Here is a 20,703-nt window from a genome sequence, read left to right on the forward strand (position 1 = left end):
AAGGTTAGGTGCCTACATCTCTCATCTGCGTTTTCATTGCCTAACATTATACCATTTCACCGTGAAAGCGTCACGGAAAATGCACTTCGGTTAAGAAGAGGATGGATGGTATTTGCAAATATGTTCAAGGGTTTGGGAATCCCTGTCATGGTTGCGTTTTTCGAGACCGTTCAGAACGCCGTCCAGCCGTTTCTTTTTTAAGTTTTGGCCGAATTTGAACTTGGCTGTCATTCGGGAAGGAATGAGTTTGATAATCGACACGCCCTTCAACTGAGGGATATAACGCGGATCGTCGGCATCAATCGGGTCATATCCTCCCTCCGGCTGCAGTTTGGACATAAAACCGCTGAGCGCAAGCGCTTTTTCCTGCAGATCTTGGACGATTTCAGCTTTGCCCCGTGTCATGACGCTTTTAAAAAAAGCGGTTGCCGGGCAGGCCATGGAGGGATCGCTGAAGTAGGAAGGAATGATCGCGTATTCGTCCGCTACCGTAAAGCAGACCTGAGGCTGGTGCTGCAAATGCTCCATTTTTTCGCCTGCACGGCTGCCATGAAAATAAAAAGCACCATCCATATACACAAAATTAATCGGCGTAACTCTCGGGAAGCCTTCTTCATCCACGGTACCGAGAAAGCCGAAACTCATTTCCCCCAAAAATCGTCCGATCTCCTGTTCGTCTTCCACACTGAATTCACTTCTGCGCATACGTTTTCGCCCCTTTTCAAGATTGCTGAGTTGCCATCCATCATAAGCGGAATATTGACAAGGAAAAAGGGCCAATTTACATTATTTTAAATGGTCCATTTTTGCGAAGGGGGAGGATATGATGGAGTTCGGGCTCCCGATGGAATCTTATCTCGAGCGGTATGCCTATAAATATTTGGCATTGTATCACGCTTTGCGGGATGCTATCCTTGACGGCCGCCTGCAGGAAGGGGAACGCCTTCCGGCTACAAGGGAACTGGCAAGGCTGTACGGCATGTCGCGCGGTTCGGCGGCGCAAAGCTACGACATGCTTCTAGCGGAAGGATACGTGCAGGCCCTGGTCGGCAGCGGAACCTTTGTGGCACGGGGGGCTGCCCGCGTACGGGGAGAAAGTCCATGCTCGACCCCCGATCCTGTGCTGTCGACATGGGGACGGCGGCTGATCGAGGGAATCTCTACCGCGGATCACCGAAGCGGCATTCTTCAGCCCGTTGAGGATGGACAAGGGATATCCTTTATCGGCGACCGCATCGCTTCCGATTTCTTTCCGTACCCCGAATGGAGAAGCTGCCTGAATTATGCCGGAAGCTTCTCAAAGGAGCCAAAGCCTGAGAAGCTGTCCGCGGCAGGATATCTAGAACTCCGCCGCGCCATAGCGGGGCACCTGAGATTTACGCGCGGCATCCAGGCTGAAGCGGAGCATATTATCATGTTCAGCGGCTCGATGCAGGGGATCCTGCTCCTCTCGCAGCTGCTGATCGATCCGGGAGATTCAGTCGTGCTTGAGAACCCTTGCTATCACGGGATTCGAAAGGCCGTATTGTCCTGTGCCGGAAAAATAGTTCCTGCAGAGGTAGACCGTGAAGGGATTGTACCGGACCATTGGAATGCCAAGCTCCTGTTCGTGACCCCAAGCCGCCAATATCCGACCGGCTCCGTCCTGACGCTTGAGCGCAGAAGGCAGCTGCTGGAATGGGCTCGGGTCCGGCAAGCGGTCATCATCGAGGATGATTATGACAGCGAGTTCCGGTGGGGCGGGCGCCCGATGGAACCGCTAAAAACGCTTGATGACGAAGGCCGGGTCGTCTATGTCGGCTCCTTCTCCAAAACGATGCTGCCGGGACTTCGCCTCGGTTATGCCGTTCTTCCGGAAGCGCTGGTGAAGCCGGCTGCAGCCGCCAAGGCGCTGTATGAGCCGGTATCGCCGGGGCTGCTTGAGCAGCGGGCCTTGGCCCGATTTATTTCGAAAGGCGGCTATGGACGCCATCTTCGCCGGATGACCCGTTTGTACGGGGAGAGGCATCGGACCTTTTGCAGGGAAATGGAGGCCAAAGCTTCCCATCTGTTTAACCTCCAGCCCGGCGATGCGGGGCTTCACGTGTATGCGGAATGGATCCATGGGACGGAGGAATATGAAAGGTTCAAGACGGCAGCCGGTAAAAAAGGCGTCAGTTTCCGCGATGCGGCCCTTTACCGGCTGTCTCCGGGGCCGCCGGCGGCATGTTTCGGATTTGCGCATTTGGACGAAACGGATATCATAGAAGGTATCGACCGGATGGTACGGGCATGGAAGGATATGCAAAACATATGAAAAAAGAGTATGATGGGATAGTATGATACAGATTACTATGGAGAGACAAGGGGGAATGACGTGATGCTGAACGCATCGCCGTCTTCTTTTGTGATTTTGCCCGCTTTAGCCAAAATCGCCTGCGAGCCGGGATGGAAGTGGCAAAAACGGGAGAAACCGATGCAAAATTATGACCTGTTTTATGTATGGAGCGGTGAAGGGACCGTGGTGCTGAACGATCAGCCCTTTGAGGTCGAAAAAGGCAGCTGTTTTCTGTTCTACCCTGGCGATTATACAAGCGCGACGCACAACCCGCAGAAGCCGCTTGTTCTGACCTACATACATTTTGATGTTACCGATCCCGTCAGCGAAGTGCCGGCTCCTTACCGGAAGCTGACCGAGACGATCGATTTCGAATATTTGCTTGCGAGATACGTTCGCCTCTACCTGGACCGTCCTTACGGCGCGGAGGAGGAAGGTCGGTTGATCCTGAAGCAGCTCATGATTTATCTGCTCCGGGACGATAAGGACACGCCTGCGGTCAGGAAGGCGAGCAACCATTTGACGGAGGCGATTCACGAAATCGCCAACTACGTCCGCCTGCATCCGGGCATCCCGCACCGAGTCGAGGACCTGGCGGCCAGAGCGGGGCTATCTCCGCGTTATTTTTCAATCAAGTTCAAGGAACTGATCGGCATGCCGGTGCAGTCATACATCATCAAAATGAGGATCGAGCGCGCCCAGCATCTGCTTCTGCATCAGGGCATGAACGTGACGGAAGTGGCGGATGCGCTGGGTTACCGCGATATCTTCTTTTTTAGCCGCCAGTTCAAGCAATATACGGGCAAAAGCCCGTCCGAGGTTCGTTAAAGGCAGCACCCCGGCTTCATGCTCCGATAGGCCCAGCCTTTTCGGTGGATGCCGCGGGTGCTTTTTTTGATGATTCCGTTAAAGCGTAAGTAAAAGGGAAGGGAGGGAAAGAAATGGGCAGAAAGGAAACGGAAGATAAAACGGCGCTCGTCACGGGGGCATCCGGCGGGTTCGGTCAATTCATATGTCTGGAGCTTGCCGCTCAAGGATATAGGGTGGCTGCGGGAGTGCGGAGGCCGGAAGGCCTGACGCAGCTTCTGGAGATGGCCCGAGAAGCCGGCGTGGAGTCCGGGATCCATGGGGTAGCCCTTGATATATGCCGGCCGGAGCAGATTCAGCAGGCGATGCTGGAAATCGGGAAGCGGTGGGGGCGTCTGGACCTGCTTGTCAACAATGCGGGCGAGGCAGTCGGCGGCTTCGTGGAGGAAGTGCCGATGGAGGCATGGCGCAAGCAGTTTGACGTGAACTTTTTCGGCACGGTAGAGGTAACCCAAGCTGCGCTTCCGCTGATGCGGAAAACCGGGAACGGCAAAATCATTCTGATCAGCAGCGTCAGCGGCGTGATCGGGTTTCCCGGGTATGGTCCCTATGCCGCTTCCAAGTTCGCGCTGGAAGGGTTTGGGGAAAGCCTCTCGCTGGAGCTGAAGCCGTTTGGCATCGACGTGGTGATTGTAGAGCCCGGTGCTTACGGAACCCCGATTTGGGGAAAAGGCTTCGGCGAAATGAAGGTTCGTGAAGGTTCCCCTTATCGGCAGCCGCTGGAAAACGTCCTGAAATTTTCTCGAAGAACGGCTGAAAGCAGCGGGAATCCGCGCGAAGTTGCTGCTCTGGTAGGGAAAATCGCGAATATGGGCATGCCGAAATTCAGGTACCGGCTGCCGCGCGGTACCCGATGGACGATTGCGGCCAAACAGTTTCTGCCTTATCGGATATTTCAGCGTATGGTGTTACATGCCATAAGCCGCGGGAAAAGCTGACTTGTCTACGTAGAGCTTTTGACCGGATGATGTAGAAGCCCAAGCAGCTCTCCCATCTTGACCTTGTCGCCGACTTTCAAGTCTCCGCGTGAAGTAAACGTTCCCTGTTCCGTCAGCAGGACGACGGTAGACCCGAACTCAAAATACGCAAGCTCGTCGCCATTCCGCCATTCGTTGACGGAGGCGTCGGCATAGTGGATGCTGCTGACATTCATGGCTCCCACTTTCACGACCGCCACCTCGCCAAACTCGTGAGTGATGTATGTAATCAGGCGTTCATTGCGGCTTAATACGCTGCGGATATTCGTCAGCGCAAAATCATTCACGGGGTACACTTTTCCGCGGATATGTTCGCTCTCCGCTTTTTTGCCCGTAACCGGCGAATGAATGCGGTGATAGTCCGTCGGGCTCAAATACAGCACATACGCAAAGCCGTTCACGTAGTTCTCCATCCTGGGAGAATGTCCGAGCAGTTCGTCAATCGTGTAATCCTGGCCTTTGACGTTCAGGATCGTTCTGGCATTGATCGCTCCCATGCCCGTAATGACGCCGTCAACCGGGCTTGTCATGGCGCTTGCCGTATCGTTGACCGTCCGCATCCCCATCTTGAGCCGGCGGGAAAAGAATTCATTCAGCGAACGGTATTCATGTATTTCCTTTTCTGCCTCATGGGCAGGAATCTGATAAGCTTTAATAAACGTGGGTATTAGGCGACGGCTTAATCTGCTATGGGAAAAACGCCCCATCAGGCGGGAAACCCACTTGCGGGAAGATAGCTCCGTCATCAGCCTCAGTAATTGTTTAGCCATGTGATTCTCCTTTATCCTTGCGTTGCCGACAGCCGGCATGAGGCGGTATACGCACTCTGAATTATATTGACATAGAATAAGGGCTAAATCAATAAAAGAGGCGGTTCAAGGTTCGAAAACCCGACTTTTTGAACATGGAATGAACGGTGTCCCGAAAAAAGGGTCTTGCAAATCCTGGGGATCCTGTGTATTTTAGAGTCAGCTTAAAACCGAATACGGAATACGGGTGCTTGAGTGAATCAGGCTGAGATAGCAGATGCGGATCCCGCTGCTGACCGTCAATCTGAACTGGGTAATGCCAGCGTAGAGAATATCCCGACCCTGAACAAGGGCCTATTTTCCGTCTGCGCATATCCAGACGGTTTTTTGTCGTGTGTTGTAGGCATATGGAATTCAAAATAGGAGAGGGGAAAGCTGTAAATGCAAACAAGTATGCAAGGAAACGTGAACGGTCGGCTCAAAAAAGGACTGAGGCTCAGCGATATTCTGGTGACCGTATTGGTGTCGCTGGTGCTTGGCGTGGTGTATCATTTCTGGGGGTCGGTATACAGCCTGTTCAAACCGCTGTTTTTGGAGGCCGACGAGCTGCTGTACGGCATGTGGTTCGCGGCAGCGACGCTTGCGTTTCTGCTGATCCGGAAACCCGGCGTTGCGCTGATCGCCGAGCTGGCCGCCGCCCATGTGGAGGTTCTGTTCGGCAGCGGCTGGGGCATCAATCTTCTGCTTTACGGCGTGATTCAAGGACTGGGCGCCGAATTGGTGTTTGCGGCTTTCCGGTACAGGAAGTTTACCGCCTGGGCGGCTGCGCTGGCCGGTGCCGCATCTGCGGCCGGATCCATGTTTATGGACTTTTACTTAAGTTATACGGAAGATTACGCATTATGGATGTTCGCTGCGAAATACGGCATGCGTTTGCTCAGCGGCGCCCTGATCGCAGGATGGTTGATGTACGCCTTGGCAAAAGCTCTGGAGCGTACGGGCGTGACTTCCCTGTTGAGTCCGGCATCGGCCAAGGATTACGAAGCGCTGGACGATCCGCGTCATGTCTAAGACGGCTTCGGACAGGCTCATCTTAGCCAGGGATGGGTTAAGAGAGGAGGCAGGAGGCGCAGCTATCGCGGATTCGGCTTCGATCAGCTGGGGAGCCTCCGTAGGAGTGAAGGAGCACAGCCCGGCGGGATTGGTTCAACGTGCAAGGGAAGACAAGGTCGAACCGGCGTTTTTTGTGGAAGGGCTTCGGCTAAAGTTTCCGGGTGAACAGTCGCTGATGTTTCAGGATTTGTCGTTTGCGGCGGATCCGGGGGAAAAAGTGCTTCTTCTCGGGCCCAGCGGCTGCGGGAAGTCCACTCTGCTGCAGGTGCTCAGCGGCATGATACCTCGTGCTGTAGAGGTGCCGATGAAATGTGCCGCTCAGCGGATCCCGGATTCCTGGGCTTATGTGTTTCAGGATCCGGATACGCAGTTTTGCATGCCTTTCGTGGACGAAGAGCTGGCTTTCGTGCTTGAGAATCTTTCCGTTCCGCGCGAGGAGATGAAGGAGCGTATGCAGGGGGCTTTGAAGTCCGTGGGGCTTTGCCTCCCCGATTTACACACGCCGATCGCCCATTTGTCCCAAGGGATGAAACAGCGTTTGGCCCTGGCATCGGCGCTGCTGCTTCAGCCGGAAGTGCTGTTTCTGGATGAGCCTTCCGCGCTGCTCGATCCCGAGGGGCGACGTCAGATTTGGGAGGCGATAAAGGCGGTATCGGCAGGCCGGACGCTGATTATCGTGGAGCACCGCATTGAAGAGATGTCCGATTACGTGGACCGTGTGGTGCTGTTTGGCCCGGGCGGCGCCATCCTGGGCAATGGCAGTCCCGAACATATTTTTTCGTCTTATCAAAGGGAATTGAAGGGATACGGCATTTGGTATCCGGGCGTATGGGATGATTACGCGGTTTCTTCGGCTGGCGCCAAGATCTTGCGGGAGCATGAAGGAGGCCAGGATAGAGGGAATGCAGCTGGAGGTAACAAGCCTGTTCTGGAATTGACCCGGTTCGGGGTCTATCGCAAACAGCAGCCCGTTACATGGGTTGAAGAGGCCAAACTCTATCCGGGAGACTTTACGGCCGTTATCGGTCCCAACGGTGCCGGCAAGAGCTCGCTGCTCCTTGGCTTGAGGGGGCTGCTGCCTTTTGAGGGCGAATACCGGTTGGCAGGAGAAACGGTCTCGTCCGGAAAGAAACGGGGGGAGCGAAAACGGAGGGAATCGGCGCTAAGCCGGATCGGCTTCGTGTTTCAAAACCCCGAGCTGCAGTTTGTTACGGAGCGTGTGCTGGATGAAGTCGCTTACTCCCTGCTCGTAAATGGCGCGACTGCTGCCGAAGCGGAAGAGCGGGCCCGGGAGATGCTCGCGCGATTTGGACTGACCGGCTTGGAATCGCGGCATCCTTATCAACTGTCAACCGGCCAGAAACGCAGGTTGAGCGTGGCAACCGCCATGGCTGTGCAGCCGGAGGTGCTGCTGCTGGATGAGCCGACCTTCGGTCAGGATGCGCGGAATACGTTTGCCATACTGGAGTTGTGCGAGGAATTGCGCCGAGCGGGGACCGCGATTTTGATGGTTACCCATGAAATGACCATCGCGGAAAAGGCAGCCCGTTCGATATGGGAAATCCGGAATGGACGGCTGCTTCGGCAGGAGGATATTGGAAGCGTGGAAGGTTTGGTTGAGGTTACGAAAGTGATAAAGGACGGAATTTTTGAAGGCGAGACGGAGGACCGTCAAGTCCTGGTAGGGGGGAGACGATGAACGTATGGAATCCGGAACGGCGGACGTGGCTGCACCGGGCCAATCCGGTCATCAAACTCGGCGTTCTGCTGGGATTGTTCTTGATGACCGTGCTGACGCACGATATCGATTTTGTTTTGTATCAGGCGGTTATTTTTACCTTGTGTCTGCTGGTTTTAAGCGGAGTGGCGCCGTGGAAGATGCTTCTGTTCTGCCTTCCTTTTCTGATCGCCTTCATCTCTTCCTCCTCGTCCATGATGCTGTTTGGCCGCGGGGAAAACGTATGGTGGGAATGGGGACTGTTCCGAATCTCCGAGGAAAGCTTTTACCGTGGGCTCCATTTGGGGTTCAAAGGGATGGCTTTCGCGGCCGAAGGGCTTTTATTCGTGACCACGACGTCCTCGGTCGATTTGTTTTACGGGCTGATGCAGAAGCTGAGGCTGGCTCCTAAATATGCTTACAGCTTCATGGCCTCCATCCGGCTGTTGCCCATGGTGTGGGAGGAGTATGTGGTCCGACGCCAAGCGCTAAAAGTTCGCGGGCTTCGTCCTGCGAAAGGGGTAAAGGGAGCAATCCGCCGGGCAGGCTTGTACGCCGTCCCGCTTCTTGCGCAGAGCATTCGAAGAGCCCACCGGGTGGCCGCTGCCATGGAAGCGAAGCAGTTTAACGGCGAGGAAGGAAGGAGCCGCACGTACTACTATGAGTCCCGTTTCACGGCGTATGATCTGCTGATCGTCGCTCTTTTGGGGGCTGCGGCTTGCGCGGCCTACACGCTCGCGGTGCGCTTTCCGTGGTTCGGAGTCGGGGACGTGCGATTTGATTGATTTTGCTCGTGAATGATGCTACATTAATTAGTATGTAAATACTTTCCTGCTGCCGTATAAAGCGGAGCTTGCCGAGATTCTCGGTGGGCTCCGCTTTTTTGTTAGGCGCGGTGAAGACTGAAATCTATGAAATACGTCTTTTTTACTAAAGGAGGGATAGGAATATAATACCAAAATATTATAATATATGATAATATAGTTACAATTTTACTATGTGAATTTGCACGGGAAAGCAGGATAGCAGAGAGCATTGTCCTCAAAAATATTTGAAGGAGAGTGGGCGAGTTGAGATTAATAGGTAAAGGAATTTTAACGTTTGTCATTGCTGCAGGTGCTTTTTTCGGTACGGCGGGTTTGAACTCGGCGTCAGCCGGGGCGAAGTTTAAGGATGTCCCGACGGATCACTGGGCTAAAAAGGCGATTGAGTCCGCCGTAAGCAAGGGTTATTTCAAGGGGTATTCGGACGGGACTTTTCGTCCCCATGCGAACATTACCCGGGCTGAATTTGCTGCGTTGATGGCCCGGGTGTCCAATAATCCTGTCGCGGATGGACAAGACAGCTTTAAAGATATTCATGGACATTGGTCTGAGGCGGATGTCCTGAAAGCGATTGGCATGGGTTTTATCTCAACCGCAGATTACCCTAAAGGCTTTAAGCCGGGCACTGCACTCACAAGAAGTGAAATGGCGAAGTGGATGGCTTCCGGGCTGGCTGCCAAGAACGGGGATTTCAAGCAGGCTCTTTCGGACACGAAGGATACCTTGGTGCCGGTGGCGGAGTATTACAAAGGCGGATTGGACAAGGCTGACTATCCGTATGTTTCAGTGGCGTTGGGTACCGGGTTAATGGCGGGATATCCTGACGGTACGTTTGGCCCAGGTAAGACGACAACCCGAGCCGAAGTGGCCGTCATTTTGGAGCGATACGAGAAGACGCAGGACAAGGAAGCGAATTCGTATCAGGATTTGAACGAGATGAGGGAAGTAGGGTTAACGGGTACGAATCTGTTGTCGGCGACACCGCATGAATATGGTAAGATCGCCGGTACTGATAAGATTACGAGCTTCGATCGCTTCGCTAATAAGCCGTATACGATGATGTACAATCGAGGAACGATGACGGTTCATCGGATGATTGTGGTGGATGCTAGTTCCCCAGATAAGCCAAAGAACTTGTATGGGAAGATGTTTTTGGATAAGGATTTTAGTTGGTCTGTAAGAGAAGACATGTATAATGTTTTTCTTGAAGCAACCGTTGTTCCTAACGACAATACTTCTCTGACGAATGCAGCATTCCCGTCTTCTACACTCTATAATTTCACTACTGGATTTGGTTTCAAAAGCGGTACCTTATCTAAATACAATCTTACTGTGATACCAGAATCAGATGATTTTTTAAAAACAGGTTTTTTCAAAAAAGATGTTCCTCGGCACTTTTGGATGCATAGATACCTGAATAGAGAATGGAAAGTAAGTCAGAATGGGGGGACCATGGGGAGATATGGAACTTTAGCATCTTTTCAGATTCCTAGACCTGAATAGAGGTGTAAGTAGTAACTATGAAGAGAAAAACAATTGTTACTTTACTTGCATTAGTATTTATCACAATGTTATTTTTTGGTCGGCATCCAGTTTTAGCTCAAAAAGTTGTTGAGGTTAGTCCAGATAAGGAAGATGCGGAAGAATTGAAACCTCCGAAATTTTTACCGGACGCTAAAGAGGGGCCGACAGCTCACCAAAAAAAGATTGTAAGAGTAGAAGGCGTCCGCGATTCTGAACCAGGGGTGTATTGGTATCAAATCGATGATGGGAGTTTTCGTGCTGAAAGCTACAGAGCTACTGGTGGATTCGTCTATATCAACAACATTGGGACCAATCATGATCCATGGCCAGCTGTAGCAGAAGTAGTAGACAAAATTGAAATGAAGAGCAGCCCTTTATACAAGCCACATGAATGGACAGACTATACTGGGATAGCAAAATATCATCCAAGCAAAATATCAAAAGAAATCATTACAAAAGTTGAAACGATAGATGGAAGACAAGATGAACAGTCTGAAATAACTAAACTCGAAATAACAGATCAAAAAACCGCAGTAATGATTACCTCGAAAACTGGTCGGGAGTCAATGAGTTCCAACAAATATAAACAATTTTTAAGAAAAGACACCGGAAACAAAGCTTGGAGCGATGCATGCGGATGCTACTTGGATTGGACCAAATATCAGTTTGGCTACTACACCCCCATTAACATTTTTTGGCGCGGCGATGTCATTGAGCAAAAGAAAATAACGCTGACCGGTAAAACCACGCTGAAGATTGGGGAAGAAACAAACCTGAAAGCGGTCGTAGCCACGATGGCGCCTGGCGAAACGGATTACGGCACACCGGTGGATATAACAGCACGGCCGGCTCCGGAAACGACATGGACCAGTCATAGCAAAAATATCGTCAGCTTGGTTGGAAGCAGCGGAAAAATCAAAGGAGTAAGCAAAGGCAGCTCTAAAGTCACTGTAGTTTGGGTTAAGGATGGCTATGAGCTAACAGCGACCATAAATGTGACCGTCGGAGATGGACCCGTTCCATGCAAACCTGGACAACCGGGATGCGGTGAAGAACCGCCACCTACAGGGGTTTCTTGCACCACGCCAGCTCCGGGGCGAACAATCCCCGGGAAATATATGGACCCCGTTGCTACCGCATCTATCAAAGCGGACCGGCGCGGCAGCGAGCAGTTTGATGTACTGCAGGGCATCCCGACATCCGAAAGCTTGTACGGAAATGTTCTGGCCAGAAATTATCTTTTCCAAAATAAATTCGTAAATATGACCGGCAAATGCACGTTCACGGTGAATGTCGAAAAAACATGGACGTTGACTTGGGACCCTGGAAAAACAACAACGGGCCCGGATGGAAAGCCGATCACCGTACCCGATCCGCAAACAGCGGAAGAAACGGTGACCCAAACCCATACCATTGAGCGGCCTTATTCTTTTTGGGTGATCGATAATCTGGAAGTTTATAAAATTGATAAGGCAACGCTCCGGAACTACGCTTTGCCTGGCGGAGAAATCAGTCTTAGTCCGGAAGGCTATCAAGAGCCTCAATTTAAAGCGGAGCAAACCGGCAAATATTATCCTCCTCCGGCACCGGGTACGGTTACGGCTCCGGGAGCCAGCAAAAACGGTGGAAAGACAAAGCCGTCTCCGGACAATGAAGATCTTAAAAGTTTTGCCGAAAAAGAAGTGAAGAAAGTTCAGGTGACGAATGATTCCCTCCTATTCAATAATCAGAAGATTATGGATGGAACCAAGGTTGAAGAAACTGGACCTTCCCCGGGAAGCATTCCGGCACCGACACAAATCGAACAGAACGTATTATACAGTCCCAACCACATGATCAGCAGCGACAAGGTCAATCGAGCGAACACCACAAGCGCGGGTACGATCTATTACGGATTGCTGCCGGGGAACATCAACGGTGGCGGCAACCAGGAGTTTTCTATCCACGGCATCAACACCGTTACCGTGCATACTCCGGTCGTGAACTACTCTTCCGTGACGGACGACCAGGCCCATAACCAAAAAACAAAGCCGAATCCAAACCGTGCGGCCTTTATTATGGATCGTCCGTTTACGGTCCGCATTCCAACCTCCGGCCAGCATACGAATTATCCCGGGTACGGAAACCGGGATTACGCTAAATATGTACGCACGAAGCAGGTCTATTTTCCGTTTGATGTCTATAGCGGCGATAAAACAACCTTTTACCCCAAAGATACGTGGATCAGCATACCTGTGAATCAAACGGATACGGAGTTTTTCCTTCCGGTTTGGGTCGACGAGGGCGATTACACGGTGTATTTTCGAACGATCGCCGAGAACGCGCCGGCCGATTTTACAACCCAATCTAATGCAAATCTGGATTTAAGCCACCATGTGGCCACCGACATGGAACAGGTGGAGGTCATCGGACGGTTGTATGACTTCCGGGTTACGGACATCGCGGATTATAACTGGGAGACCGTTTTTCGAACGGAAAAAGGGGGAGCGGCACCGCGAGGAGTCTCTTACTGGGTAGGGCAAAAGGATATCGATGGAGGTCCAAGAGGCAATTCGTTGCCGTATACTTTTCCGATTGCACCGGGCAAGCATCCGCATACGGGGTACAAAAACGTCGCCGTCAAGACAGGATACCATTTTAAGTTCGACCTCAAAACGAAAGGCAACATGTTCGGTTCCAAAGACGGCATATCCATCACTCCCAGCTTTTATTTCGTGAATAAAGACGGCTCGGGACGGCAGCCGGTCGATCTGTACTACCACAGCGGCAGCCGGCACTTTATTCGCATCGGCTCGGCTCAGGATACGGAAAAACGGTATGTCATCCTGAACGAACGCCTCCGCAATGTACCGCAGAGCGAGCTGACGGATACGGCGGCCTTCCTTTACCGGCATGGAGCGGCGGGCCCAGGAGGGCAGACAGGCCAAGACTTTGCCCGGAACTACATCAACAAAATAAGCAAAACGAAAACCTGGGTGGGCCGATTCGACTGGATGCTTCTTCCTTCCGGCGTCCGTACGTTACTGGGCCCCAAAACCGGGCTGCCAAGCTCGGTTGATGCCGGTCGGGCCAATGCAGCCGTCCAAAGATGGTATGGCGAGTACAGCATCCCATCCGAGGTGTACGTCGTCAAAAAGGGAACCGACCTGGCTACATACGGACGCGGGAAACGCCTGGACGAGAAGTCGGATATTTTTCTGAAAAAGGGCTACATCGTGGTAAACTTCAATATTGTGACCATTCAGAACGGCCGTTTGGACAGCCCGCATCTTCAATATATTCATGCTCCGTTAATGAACCAGTGGAAGCTGGAGGGCTTTGCGAGCCGATATACCAATCCGTACGGAAGCACCTTTTCACTCATGGATGGGGACACGGTATTTTACCATGCCGATTTGTCCAGCAAAGGCGATTTCAGTTCCCAGGTACCGCATTAAGCTGGAGCCTAGGGATGGCATAACGGTGCAAAACCATCTAAACTGCCGTCAGGTCTCCAACTGATTTAAGCGTTTGGCGTGAAGGAAGAGGAGTGACAACGGAATCCGGCAAACGAATTAACGCTTATCAAAGAAGAAGACAGCGGATGAACGCTGTCTTCTTTGGCATGCAGCCCAGGCGGGTTTCTTTCTTCCCAGGAAGTCTTCTTGCGTGAACTAGAAGGTTCTGCCTAACAGTTTAGGGAGCGCTTCAAGCAGAAGCTCTCGCGTTATGGCGTCCGCGTAGTTCCATTGGGCAGCTTCCAAGAGATATACTTGCCCTTTCCGTACGGCGGGGAGGCTATGCCAGAGCGAACTGTTCATCAGTTCCTCCATCGCGAATCTCGACTCCCCATTTTCGGGAAGCAGCATGAATATGCGGTCCCCGGCATAGGCGGGCAGGCTGGCTTCCTCGATTTCCGCAAAGCCTTGTCCATCATGCAAAAGCTTCTGCACTTCCGTAACCGGAAGAAAGCCGTTGGGGTGGTACAACCCGGAGGAGAGTCCGGCAGAACCCATGACGAACAGTCGACGGCCATGCTCATAGGTAAATACCGAGGCCGTCTCGCCAAGGCAGATGGATGGACTCATTCGTTGCCAGGCTATAGCCGCTTTGGCGTTATACCTTTTCAGCCACTTTTCCGCTTCACGCCTGCGGCCGAGCATGTCGCCCAGCGTATATAGCCGTTGTTCGAGCGGCGCAAAGGAATTGAACGTAACCGTTGGCGCGATTTTCGCGATCTGGTTATATTTTCGCTCATCGGGATTGGAAAAAATGATCAAATCGGGCCGAAGCTCGGCGAGTATCTCGGGTTCTACAGGATGGCCGATATCCGTTACGTGCTTCAGCCGCTCTTGGAATTCACCCAAGTGGGGAGGGATCGTTCCTCCGCCTATGGGATCTACTCCAAGAGCGAACAAATCTCCAAACGTCTCTCCGTAATAAATAATGCGCTCGGGCCGGGCGGGAATATCGACGATATGACCAGTCCAATCCCTAATCTTCTTGTTATTGCGCATCAAACGGGCATACTGCTTTGGAGCAATGCCCGTGGTTTGGCGAAATCGGCGATTGAAATAGTATTCGTCCGAAAAACCCACCCGCCGGGCAATTTCGCGAAGCGGATCATCGCTCTGAATGAGCAGCTGTTTGGAGCGATTGATGCGCAATTCCGTCACATAGTCCAGCGGACGCTTTCCGGTTAACTCCTGAAAGATGGGAGTGTACTGCCAATAAGGCACTTGGGCCGATTTTGCAAGCTCCTTCACGGTAATGTTTTCCGTGTAATGGTTCTCGATGTATTGAATAGTTCGTTCTACCGCTTGGATCGGATGGGTTGGCTGTTCCGAATGGCAGTTGTGTTCGATGACAAAGTGTATCAACTCGTGGAAATCCAGCTGCAACTTGCATGCTTCCAACGGATCTGAAAGGGTGCTTCTGTGATATAACTCCTCTGTTATGCGAATCAGGCGGGAAATCGGGTAGGCCGTCAGTTCGATGCGCTCGGGCAGGAGATAGCCGTTATAGTTCTTGGGTGGATGGTTTCCGGCCTGGATTACGGAGAAGGTTATAAGGTAGAAGCGGATCGCATGATCATATCCGTTATCGATTCGAAAAGCTTGCCCGGGCGAAAAAAGGTAGCCTTTTTCCGCTGTATAATAGAATTCGCTGTCGTTCACATGCATGCAGCCTGTCCCATTCGCTATGACAAGAAGAGTATGCGCGTCCGTGGTGAAGGTATCTGATTTCCACCCAACAGGCTGGACGGTCAACTCTATATCCTTCATATAAAAAAGCAAAGAATGAAGCGGAGCGAGCGGCAGCGAATGATCAGTCATATTTCATATACTCCCATCCAAATGATAATGATTATCAATGATATTGTATAAAAAACAAAGAAGCTTTTCAATGACAGCTTGAAAAGCTTCTTTGCCAAAAAGAAAGTTTCTATTTAATTAGAAGATTCGGCAGCTGCTCAAGCAGCGACTGTCTCGTAAGTGCGTCACTGCCGGATTTCAGTAGATCAATCGTATACACATGCCCTTTTTTCACTGCCGGCAAGTTTCTCCATACCGAACTCTTCATCATCTCTTCCGTGGATTTTTTCGGTTCCTCATCGACAGGGGTCAGGACGAAGATATGGTCTCCCGCATATTCCGGCAGCAGTTCCATCGATATTTCCTTAAATCCCGTGTTTTCATCGAGCAGTTCTTGAATTTTGTCCACAGGCGCAAATCCGTTCTGCTGATACAGAACTTGAGACAGCCCCGTGCGTGCCATGATGAACAAGCGATCTCCGGGGTAAAAGGTTAAGACGGTGGCGGTTTCTCCCGGCTTCATGCCTGTCTCTTTCAGCTTTTCCCACATCGCTTGATTGCTGGCATCATACTGCGCAAGCCACTGCTCGGCCTCTTTTTTCTTTCCGACCAGATCGCCGATGAGCAGCATCCGGTTCTCCAAGGAATCAAACGTATCGAACATGAGGGTAGGGGCGATTTTGGACAGTTGTTCATATTCCTTTTCGTCCATGCCTCCCGTAATGATCATATCCGGCTTCAAATCAAGAACCTTCTCCACATTGATCGGGAAGCCAAGATCTTCTACATTTTTGACTTTATCTTCATAAACGAAACCTTTAACCCAGTTCAATCCGGTTCCGACCACATCAACGTCGAGCGCCAGCAGGTCGCCGTACGTCTCTCCCCAAAAAATGATTCGCTCCGGAGACGCGGGGATGTCCACTTCATGACCTTTATAATCGGTAAATTTACGCGTAGCGGAAGCAGAATCTTCTTTATTTTCCTCACTTTTCGCTGTATTCGCGGGATCAGCCTTCTGCTGTACTTCGGATGGAGCGCTGCAGGCGAACAGCAGCACGCTCATGCATAATATTGCGAGTAATAAGGCGTAGTTTTTTATTGCCAATTTCATGGAACCCCTCCAAGATCGTGTGGTATTACAGATAATGATAATCATTATCAAATGTATGCTCCCATCGTAAAACCTCGTTTGCCGATTCACAATAGACAAAAGGAAATCGTTCATTTGATTTGTACAAACAAGGGGGGCGTTCATTTTGTACAAAAAAACAGTCGATTTTGTCCATTGTCATGTTGAAGTAAACTGGCCTACAATCTAAATGAAAATGAGAATCAATATCATAATATATTGTAGATCAACAAGGGTGGCATGTATGGGACAAGTTGCAAAATCTAATTCCAACCAATCCGCTTCCGGAGGCGTCGAATTTCGATCGCGTCCGCTCGTGGCAACGCTCATTCTCATCGGAGGGGTGGTCGCATTAGCGTTCGGTATTGCGATCTCGGTATCCTTCGGTGCAGCGGATATTCAATTATCCACGGTATGGGAAGCTGTCTTTCGCTTCAATCCGGATCTTACGCAGCATCAAATCATTCAAGAAATTCGGCTTCCGCGCGTCCTTGGCGGAGCCATGGTGGGAGCGTGCTTCGCCGTGGCGGGTGCCATTATGCAGGGAATGACCCGCAACCCGCTGGCCGATTCGGGCTTGCTCGGACTGAATGCCGGCGCCGGCTTTATGCTTGCCGTATGCTTCGCATTCTTTCCGGGTTTGCCTTATATGTACTTGATTTTGTTTTCATTCCTCGGTGCCGGATTAGGGGCCGGGCTTGTATACGGCATCGGTTCGCTTGCCAAAGGCGGGCTCACCCCGGTTCGGCTTGTTCTGGCAGGTGCGGCGTTAAGCGCGCTTTTGTCGGCCTTAAGCGAGGGCATTGCGCTATATTTCAACATTGGCCAGGACTTGGCTTTCTGGTATGCCGGAGGCGTAGCCGGGACGAAATGGCCGCAGCTGGCGATCATGTTCCCGTGGATTGCAGCCGCGATTCTCGGAGCGATCGCCTTGTCGCGTTCCATCACCATGCTCAGCTTGGGAGAGGACATCGCAAAGGGGCTGGGTCAACGTACCGGCTTGGTAAGACTTGCGGGCTTGATCATCGTGTTAATTCTTGCCGGCGCAGCGGTATCCGTGGTAGGGGCCGTGGGCTTCGTTGGACTGATCATTCCTCACGTAACGCGCTACCTCGTAGGCGTCGATTACCGCTGGATTATTCCATGCTCGGCACTGCTGGGGAGCTTGCTCGTCGTATTCGCCGATTTGGCTGCCAGGATGGTCAATCCGCCTTACGAGACGCCCGTCGGGGCACTTATTGCCCTTATCGGGGTTCCATTCTTCCTGTTCTTGGCTCGCAAGGAAAGGAGGGAGTTGTAAGCCATGGGTCATTTATCCGCAAGCCTTGCGCTGCAGCGTAAAAGAAACGCAATATTGCAGTCATGATCACGCTCTCCGTCCTTATTGTCATCATGTTTATCGTCAGCATGAATACGGGTTATATTCGATTATCGCCAATGGATTTGCTGCGAACGTTGTTCGGTGCAGGCACGAATAAGCAGGAGTTGATTCTGTTTGAATTCAGATTGCCGCGCATTGTCATTTCCGTGCTTATAGGCGCCGGATTGGCGGTGTCCGGCTGCGTCATGCAGGCTATATCCCGGAATGCTTTGGCCGATCCCGGCATTCTCGGCATCAATGCGGGAGCGGGTTTGGCTGTCATGCTGTTCATTTCGTTCTATCCGTCAACAGCTCAGGCGCCCGTCTTCCTGATGCCGATATTGGCCTGGCTTGGAGCCGGACTTACAGCCGCGCTTATTTGCTTGCTGGCATACAAACGCCATGAAAATATATCGCCGACGCGCCTGGTATTGACGGGGGTGGCTGTAGCAGCCGGAATCAGCGCGGCGATGATCGTGCTGACGCTGAAGCTCAGCCCCGAAAAATATCAAATGGTTGCGACATGGATGGCAGGAAGCATCTGGGGAACCAATTGGAAGTATGTGCTTGCGTTATTGCCGTTCATCGCCGTTCTGCTGCCGTATGTATTTTATAAAGCTCGCGTGATGAATGTATTGAATCTGGGCGAAACGAAAGCCACAGGTTTAGGGGCGCATGTATCCCGCGAGCAGATCGCGCTGCTGGCTGCCGCCGTGGGTCTGGCCGGTTCCTGTGTTGCCGTCAGCGGAGGCATTGGGTTCGTTGGGCTTATTGGACCGCATCTGGCCAGACGGCTTGTCGGTCCGAAGCACGAGCTGCTCCTTCCACGTCCGCGTTGGCAGGCGCTTTGCTCGTCATTACGTCAGACACGATCGGCCGCTGGATTCTGCAGCCATCCGAAGTGCCTACGGGAATCGTGGTTGCTGTTATCGGCGCTCCTTATTTCTTGTACCTGTTGGCACGTTCAAAAGCGTAAATTCAAGAAATTCAGCTAACAACTTCGGAAAGTATGAAGATTCATGCCGAATGACTCCCTGTACCGAATTGGGATCTAAACGAATTTTTGGAGCATCCTCAAGGAAAGAGAGGTACAACGTTTTGATGCGTCGTTTCTTCGAATACTATAAGCCCTACAAGTGGCTGTTCGTTTTGGACTTCTCCTGCGCCATCATTGCTGCGCTGCTTGAATTGGCCTTTCCGGTAGCCGTGAATCAGGTGGTCGACAAGCTGCTTCCCAGCGGCAATTGGCAGTGGATCCTCTACGCCTGCCTTGGACTGCTAGGAATCTATGTCATTAGTGCGGCACTGCATTTTGTCGTAACTTATTGGGGACATAAGCTTGGCATCAATATTGAATCCGATATGCGCAAAAAGCTATTCGACCATGTGCAGAAGCTGTCATTCCGCTTTTTCGACAATAATAAGACCGGACATCTTGTTTCCCGAATGACGAACGACCTGATGGACATCGGCGAAATTGCGCATCATGGACCCGAGGATTTGTTTATCGCAATCATGACGCTGGGCGGGGCTTTCGGCATCATGCTGGGGATCAATTGGGAGCTTGCCGTTCTTACCTTTATCATCGTACCGCTGATGATCTATCTATCTCTCTACTTCAGCCGCAAAATGTCGGCCGCATTTAAACGAATGTTTGCGGATATAGCCGACTACAATGCGCGGGTTGAAAATAATGTGAGCGGCATCCGCGTTGTTCAAGCGTTCTCCAACGAAAAGTTTGAGATGAAGCGCTTCGCTGAAAATAACGAGCGTTTCCGCATGATCAAGCTGCTGACTTACCGCATCATGGCGTGGAACTCTTCGATCAGTTTTATTTTGATGAAGCTGATTACGCTGTTTGTGCTCGTATGCGGCACCTGGTACGTCATTCAGCAGAAGATGACTTACGGGGAATTCATTGCATTTGTCATGTTGTCCAATGTATTTCTGGGACCGATAAAACAAATCAATGGCGTTATTGAGATGTATCCGAAGGGAATTGCCGGATTCAAGCGTTATCTGGAGCTATTGGAAACGGCGCCGGATGTAGCGGACGCACCCGATGCCATCCCCGCAGCCAATCTGAAGGGAAACATTGAATTCCAGGGAGTATCCTTCAGTTATGGAAATGCGGACAAGGTGCTTAGCGATATTCATCTCGCCATTCATGCCGGCGAAACGGTGGCATTGGTCGGTCCGTCCGGCGCAGGGAAGACGACGCTGTGCAGTCTGCTGCCCCGTTTCTATGATGCGGATGAAGGGACCATTACGATAGACGGCATGGATATCCGCAAGATTACATTGGAATCGTTACGCGCTCATATTGGGATCGTGCAGCAGGACGTATTTTTATTCGATGGCACGATTCGGGAAAATATCGCTTACGGCAGGCTCGAAGCAAGTGAGGAGGAGATTTGGGAAGCCGCCCGCCGGGCACAGTTGGAAGAAATGATTCAATCGCAGCCTGAGGGAATGGATACGCTCATTGGCGAACGGGGAGTGAAGCTGTCCGGCGGCCAGAAACAGCGGTTGTCGATCGCCCGCATGTTTTTGAAAAACCCAAGCATCCTCATACTCGACGAGGCAACCTCGGCCCTTGATACAGAGACGGAGGCAGCCATTCAACAATCGCTGTCTGAGCTGTCGAAAGGCCGGACCACGATCGTGATCGCCCACCGTCTGGCTACCATCCGAAATGCGGATCGTATCGTGGTCGTGGATCAGGGCATAGCCGAGCAGGGGAATCATGAGGAGCTTCTGGCAGCACGCGGCACTTACAGCCGTCTGCATCAGGCCCAATTCGGGGAACAGGTGGCATCTTGGTCTTGA

General features: G+C 51.8%; 14 protein-coding genes, 1 pseudogene and 1 riboswitch. Of the genes and pseudogenes, 11 read left to right on the plus strand and 4 right to left on the minus strand.

Going from position 1 to position 20,703, the window contains the following annotated elements; all coding sequences use genetic code 11:
• Window positions 1-90 precede the first annotated feature (90 nt).
• Window positions 91-705: a pyridoxamine 5'-phosphate oxidase family protein gene (locus XI25_RS28395; RefSeq protein ID WP_046681210.1), complete on the minus strand. Its 615-nt coding sequence runs from the start codon at window positions 703-705 to the stop codon at window positions 91-93.
• Window positions 706-823: 118 nt separating this feature from the next.
• Between XI25_RS28395 and pdxR the strand changes: the two genes are divergently transcribed.
• From pdxR to XI25_RS28410, 3 genes are all read left to right on the plus strand, one after another.
• Window positions 824-2,296 (plus strand): MocR-like pyridoxine biosynthesis transcription factor PdxR, encoded by a 1,473-nt coding sequence (pdxR, locus tag XI25_RS28400; RefSeq protein WP_327204870.1) that lies wholly within the window; start codon window positions 824-826, stop codon window positions 2,294-2,296.
• A 63-nt stretch (window positions 2,297-2,359) separates the two neighbouring features.
• Window positions 2,360-3,145, plus strand: a complete 786-nt coding sequence (locus XI25_RS28405; RefSeq protein ID WP_046681212.1) for a helix-turn-helix domain-containing protein — start codon at window positions 2,360-2,362, stop codon at window positions 3,143-3,145.
• A 113-nt stretch (window positions 3,146-3,258) separates the two neighbouring features.
• Complete coding sequence (locus XI25_RS28410) at window positions 3,259-4,122, plus strand: SDR family oxidoreductase (RefSeq protein ID WP_046681213.1); 864 nt, start codon at window positions 3,259-3,261, stop codon at window positions 4,120-4,122.
• Window positions 4,123-4,127: 5 nt separating this feature from the next.
• Here XI25_RS28410 and asd read toward each other — a convergent pair whose 3' ends face one another.
• Window positions 4,128-4,931 (minus strand): archaetidylserine decarboxylase, encoded by an 804-nt coding sequence (asd, locus tag XI25_RS28415; RefSeq protein WP_046681214.1) that lies wholly within the window; start codon window positions 4,929-4,931, stop codon window positions 4,128-4,130.
• A 212-nt stretch (window positions 4,932-5,143) separates the two neighbouring features.
• A riboswitch (TPP riboswitch) is annotated at window positions 5,144-5,258 on the plus strand.
• Between the two features lie 93 nt (window positions 5,259-5,351).
• Here asd and XI25_RS28420 point away from each other — a divergent pair.
• The 5 genes from XI25_RS28420 to XI25_RS28440 all read left to right on the plus strand — a co-directional run bounded on the left by XI25_RS28420 (window position 5,352) and on the right by XI25_RS28440 (window position 13,525).
• The gene (locus tag XI25_RS28420; RefSeq protein WP_046681215.1) at window positions 5,352-5,981 is read left to right on the plus strand and encodes an ECF transporter S component; all 630 of its coding nucleotides are present in this window, start codon (window positions 5,352-5,354) and stop codon (window positions 5,979-5,981) included.
• On the plus strand, window positions 5,974-7,722 hold the full coding sequence (locus tag XI25_RS28425; RefSeq protein ID WP_082112523.1) for an ABC transporter ATP-binding protein: 1,749 nt from the start codon (window positions 5,974-5,976) through the stop codon (window positions 7,720-7,722). Before XI25_RS28420 ends, XI25_RS28425 begins: the two co-directional genes overlap by 8 nt.
• Window positions 7,719-8,525 (plus strand): energy-coupling factor transporter transmembrane component T family protein, encoded by an 807-nt coding sequence (locus XI25_RS28430; RefSeq protein WP_046681216.1) that lies wholly within the window; start codon window positions 7,719-7,721, stop codon window positions 8,523-8,525. Before XI25_RS28425 ends, XI25_RS28430 begins: the two co-directional genes overlap by 4 nt.
• 285 nt (window positions 8,526-8,810) lie before the next feature.
• Entirely contained in the window at window positions 8,811-10,067 is a 1,257-nt protein-coding gene (locus XI25_RS28435) for an S-layer homology domain-containing protein (protein ID WP_235440482.1), read from the plus strand.
• A gap of 587 nt (window positions 10,068-10,654) precedes the next feature.
• Window positions 10,655-13,525, plus strand: a complete 2,871-nt coding sequence (locus XI25_RS28440; RefSeq protein WP_235440483.1) for a DUF5704 domain-containing protein — start codon at window positions 10,655-10,657, stop codon at window positions 13,523-13,525.
• 216 nt (window positions 13,526-13,741) lie between these two features.
• Here the strand turns inward: XI25_RS28440 and XI25_RS28445 are convergent, their stop codons facing one another.
• Window positions 13,742-15,403 (minus strand): AraC family transcriptional regulator, encoded by a 1,662-nt coding sequence (locus XI25_RS28445; protein WP_046681217.1) that lies wholly within the window; start codon window positions 15,401-15,403, stop codon window positions 13,742-13,744.
• 109 nt (window positions 15,404-15,512) lie between these two features.
• Window positions 15,513-16,496, minus strand: a complete 984-nt coding sequence (locus XI25_RS28450; RefSeq protein WP_052759785.1) for an ABC transporter substrate-binding protein — start codon at window positions 16,494-16,496, stop codon at window positions 15,513-15,515.
• 262 nt (window positions 16,497-16,758) lie between these two features.
• Here XI25_RS28450 and XI25_RS28455 point away from each other — a divergent pair, with 262 nt between their 5' ends.
• The 3 genes and pseudogenes from XI25_RS28455 (at window position 16,759) to XI25_RS28465 (ending at window position 20,703) form a co-directional block, all read left to right on the plus strand.
• Window positions 16,759-17,814: a FecCD family ABC transporter permease gene (locus XI25_RS28455; RefSeq protein ID WP_046681218.1), complete on the plus strand. Its 1,056-nt coding sequence runs from the start codon at window positions 16,759-16,761 to the stop codon at window positions 17,812-17,814.
• A gap of 62 nt (window positions 17,815-17,876) precedes the next feature.
• Window positions 17,877-18,850: pseudogene (locus XI25_RS28460) on the plus strand (FecCD family ABC transporter permease).
• 122 nt (window positions 18,851-18,972) lie between these two features.
• Complete coding sequence (locus XI25_RS28465; RefSeq protein ID WP_046681219.1) at window positions 18,973-20,703, plus strand: ABC transporter ATP-binding protein; 1,731 nt, start codon at window positions 18,973-18,975, stop codon at window positions 20,701-20,703.

Origin of the sequence: Paenibacillus sp. DMB20, from assembly GCF_000987955.1 — a bacterium.
Classification (GTDB): domain Bacteria; phylum Bacillota; class Bacilli; order Paenibacillales; family Paenibacillaceae; genus Paenibacillus_AQ.

Excerpts from the sequence above, each read along its gene's own strand:
- XI25_RS28395 (WP_046681210.1), bottom strand. The coding sequence starts at position 705 with ATGCGCAGAAGTGAATTCAGTGTGGAAGACGAACAGGAGATCGGACGA.
- pdxR (WP_327204870.1), top strand. The coding sequence starts at position 824 with ATGATGGAGTTCGGGCTCCCGATGGAATCTTATCTCGAGCGGTATGCC.
- XI25_RS28405 (WP_046681212.1), top strand. The coding sequence starts at position 2,360 with ATGCTGAACGCATCGCCGTCTTCTTTTGTGATTTTGCCCGCTTTAGCC.
- XI25_RS28410 (WP_046681213.1), top strand. The coding sequence starts at position 3,259 with ATGGGCAGAAAGGAAACGGAAGATAAAACGGCGCTCGTCACGGGGGCA.
- asd (WP_046681214.1), bottom strand. The coding sequence starts at position 4,931 with ATGGCTAAACAATTACTGAGGCTGATGACGGAGCTATCTTCCCGCAAG.
- XI25_RS28420 (WP_046681215.1), top strand. The coding sequence starts at position 5,352 with ATGCAAACAAGTATGCAAGGAAACGTGAACGGTCGGCTCAAAAAAGGA.
- XI25_RS28425 (WP_082112523.1), top strand. The coding sequence starts at position 5,974 with ATGTCTAAGACGGCTTCGGACAGGCTCATCTTAGCCAGGGATGGGTTA.
- XI25_RS28430 (WP_046681216.1), top strand. The coding sequence starts at position 7,719 with ATGAACGTATGGAATCCGGAACGGCGGACGTGGCTGCACCGGGCCAAT.
- XI25_RS28440 (WP_235440483.1), top strand. The coding sequence starts at position 10,655 with ATGAGTTCCAACAAATATAAACAATTTTTAAGAAAAGACACCGGAAAC.
- XI25_RS28445 (WP_046681217.1), bottom strand. The coding sequence starts at position 15,403 with ATGACTGATCATTCGCTGCCGCTCGCTCCGCTTCATTCTTTGCTTTTT.
- XI25_RS28450 (WP_052759785.1), bottom strand. The coding sequence starts at position 16,496 with ATGAAATTGGCAATAAAAAACTACGCCTTATTACTCGCAATATTATGC.
- XI25_RS28455 (WP_046681218.1), top strand. The coding sequence starts at position 16,759 with ATGGGACAAGTTGCAAAATCTAATTCCAACCAATCCGCTTCCGGAGGC.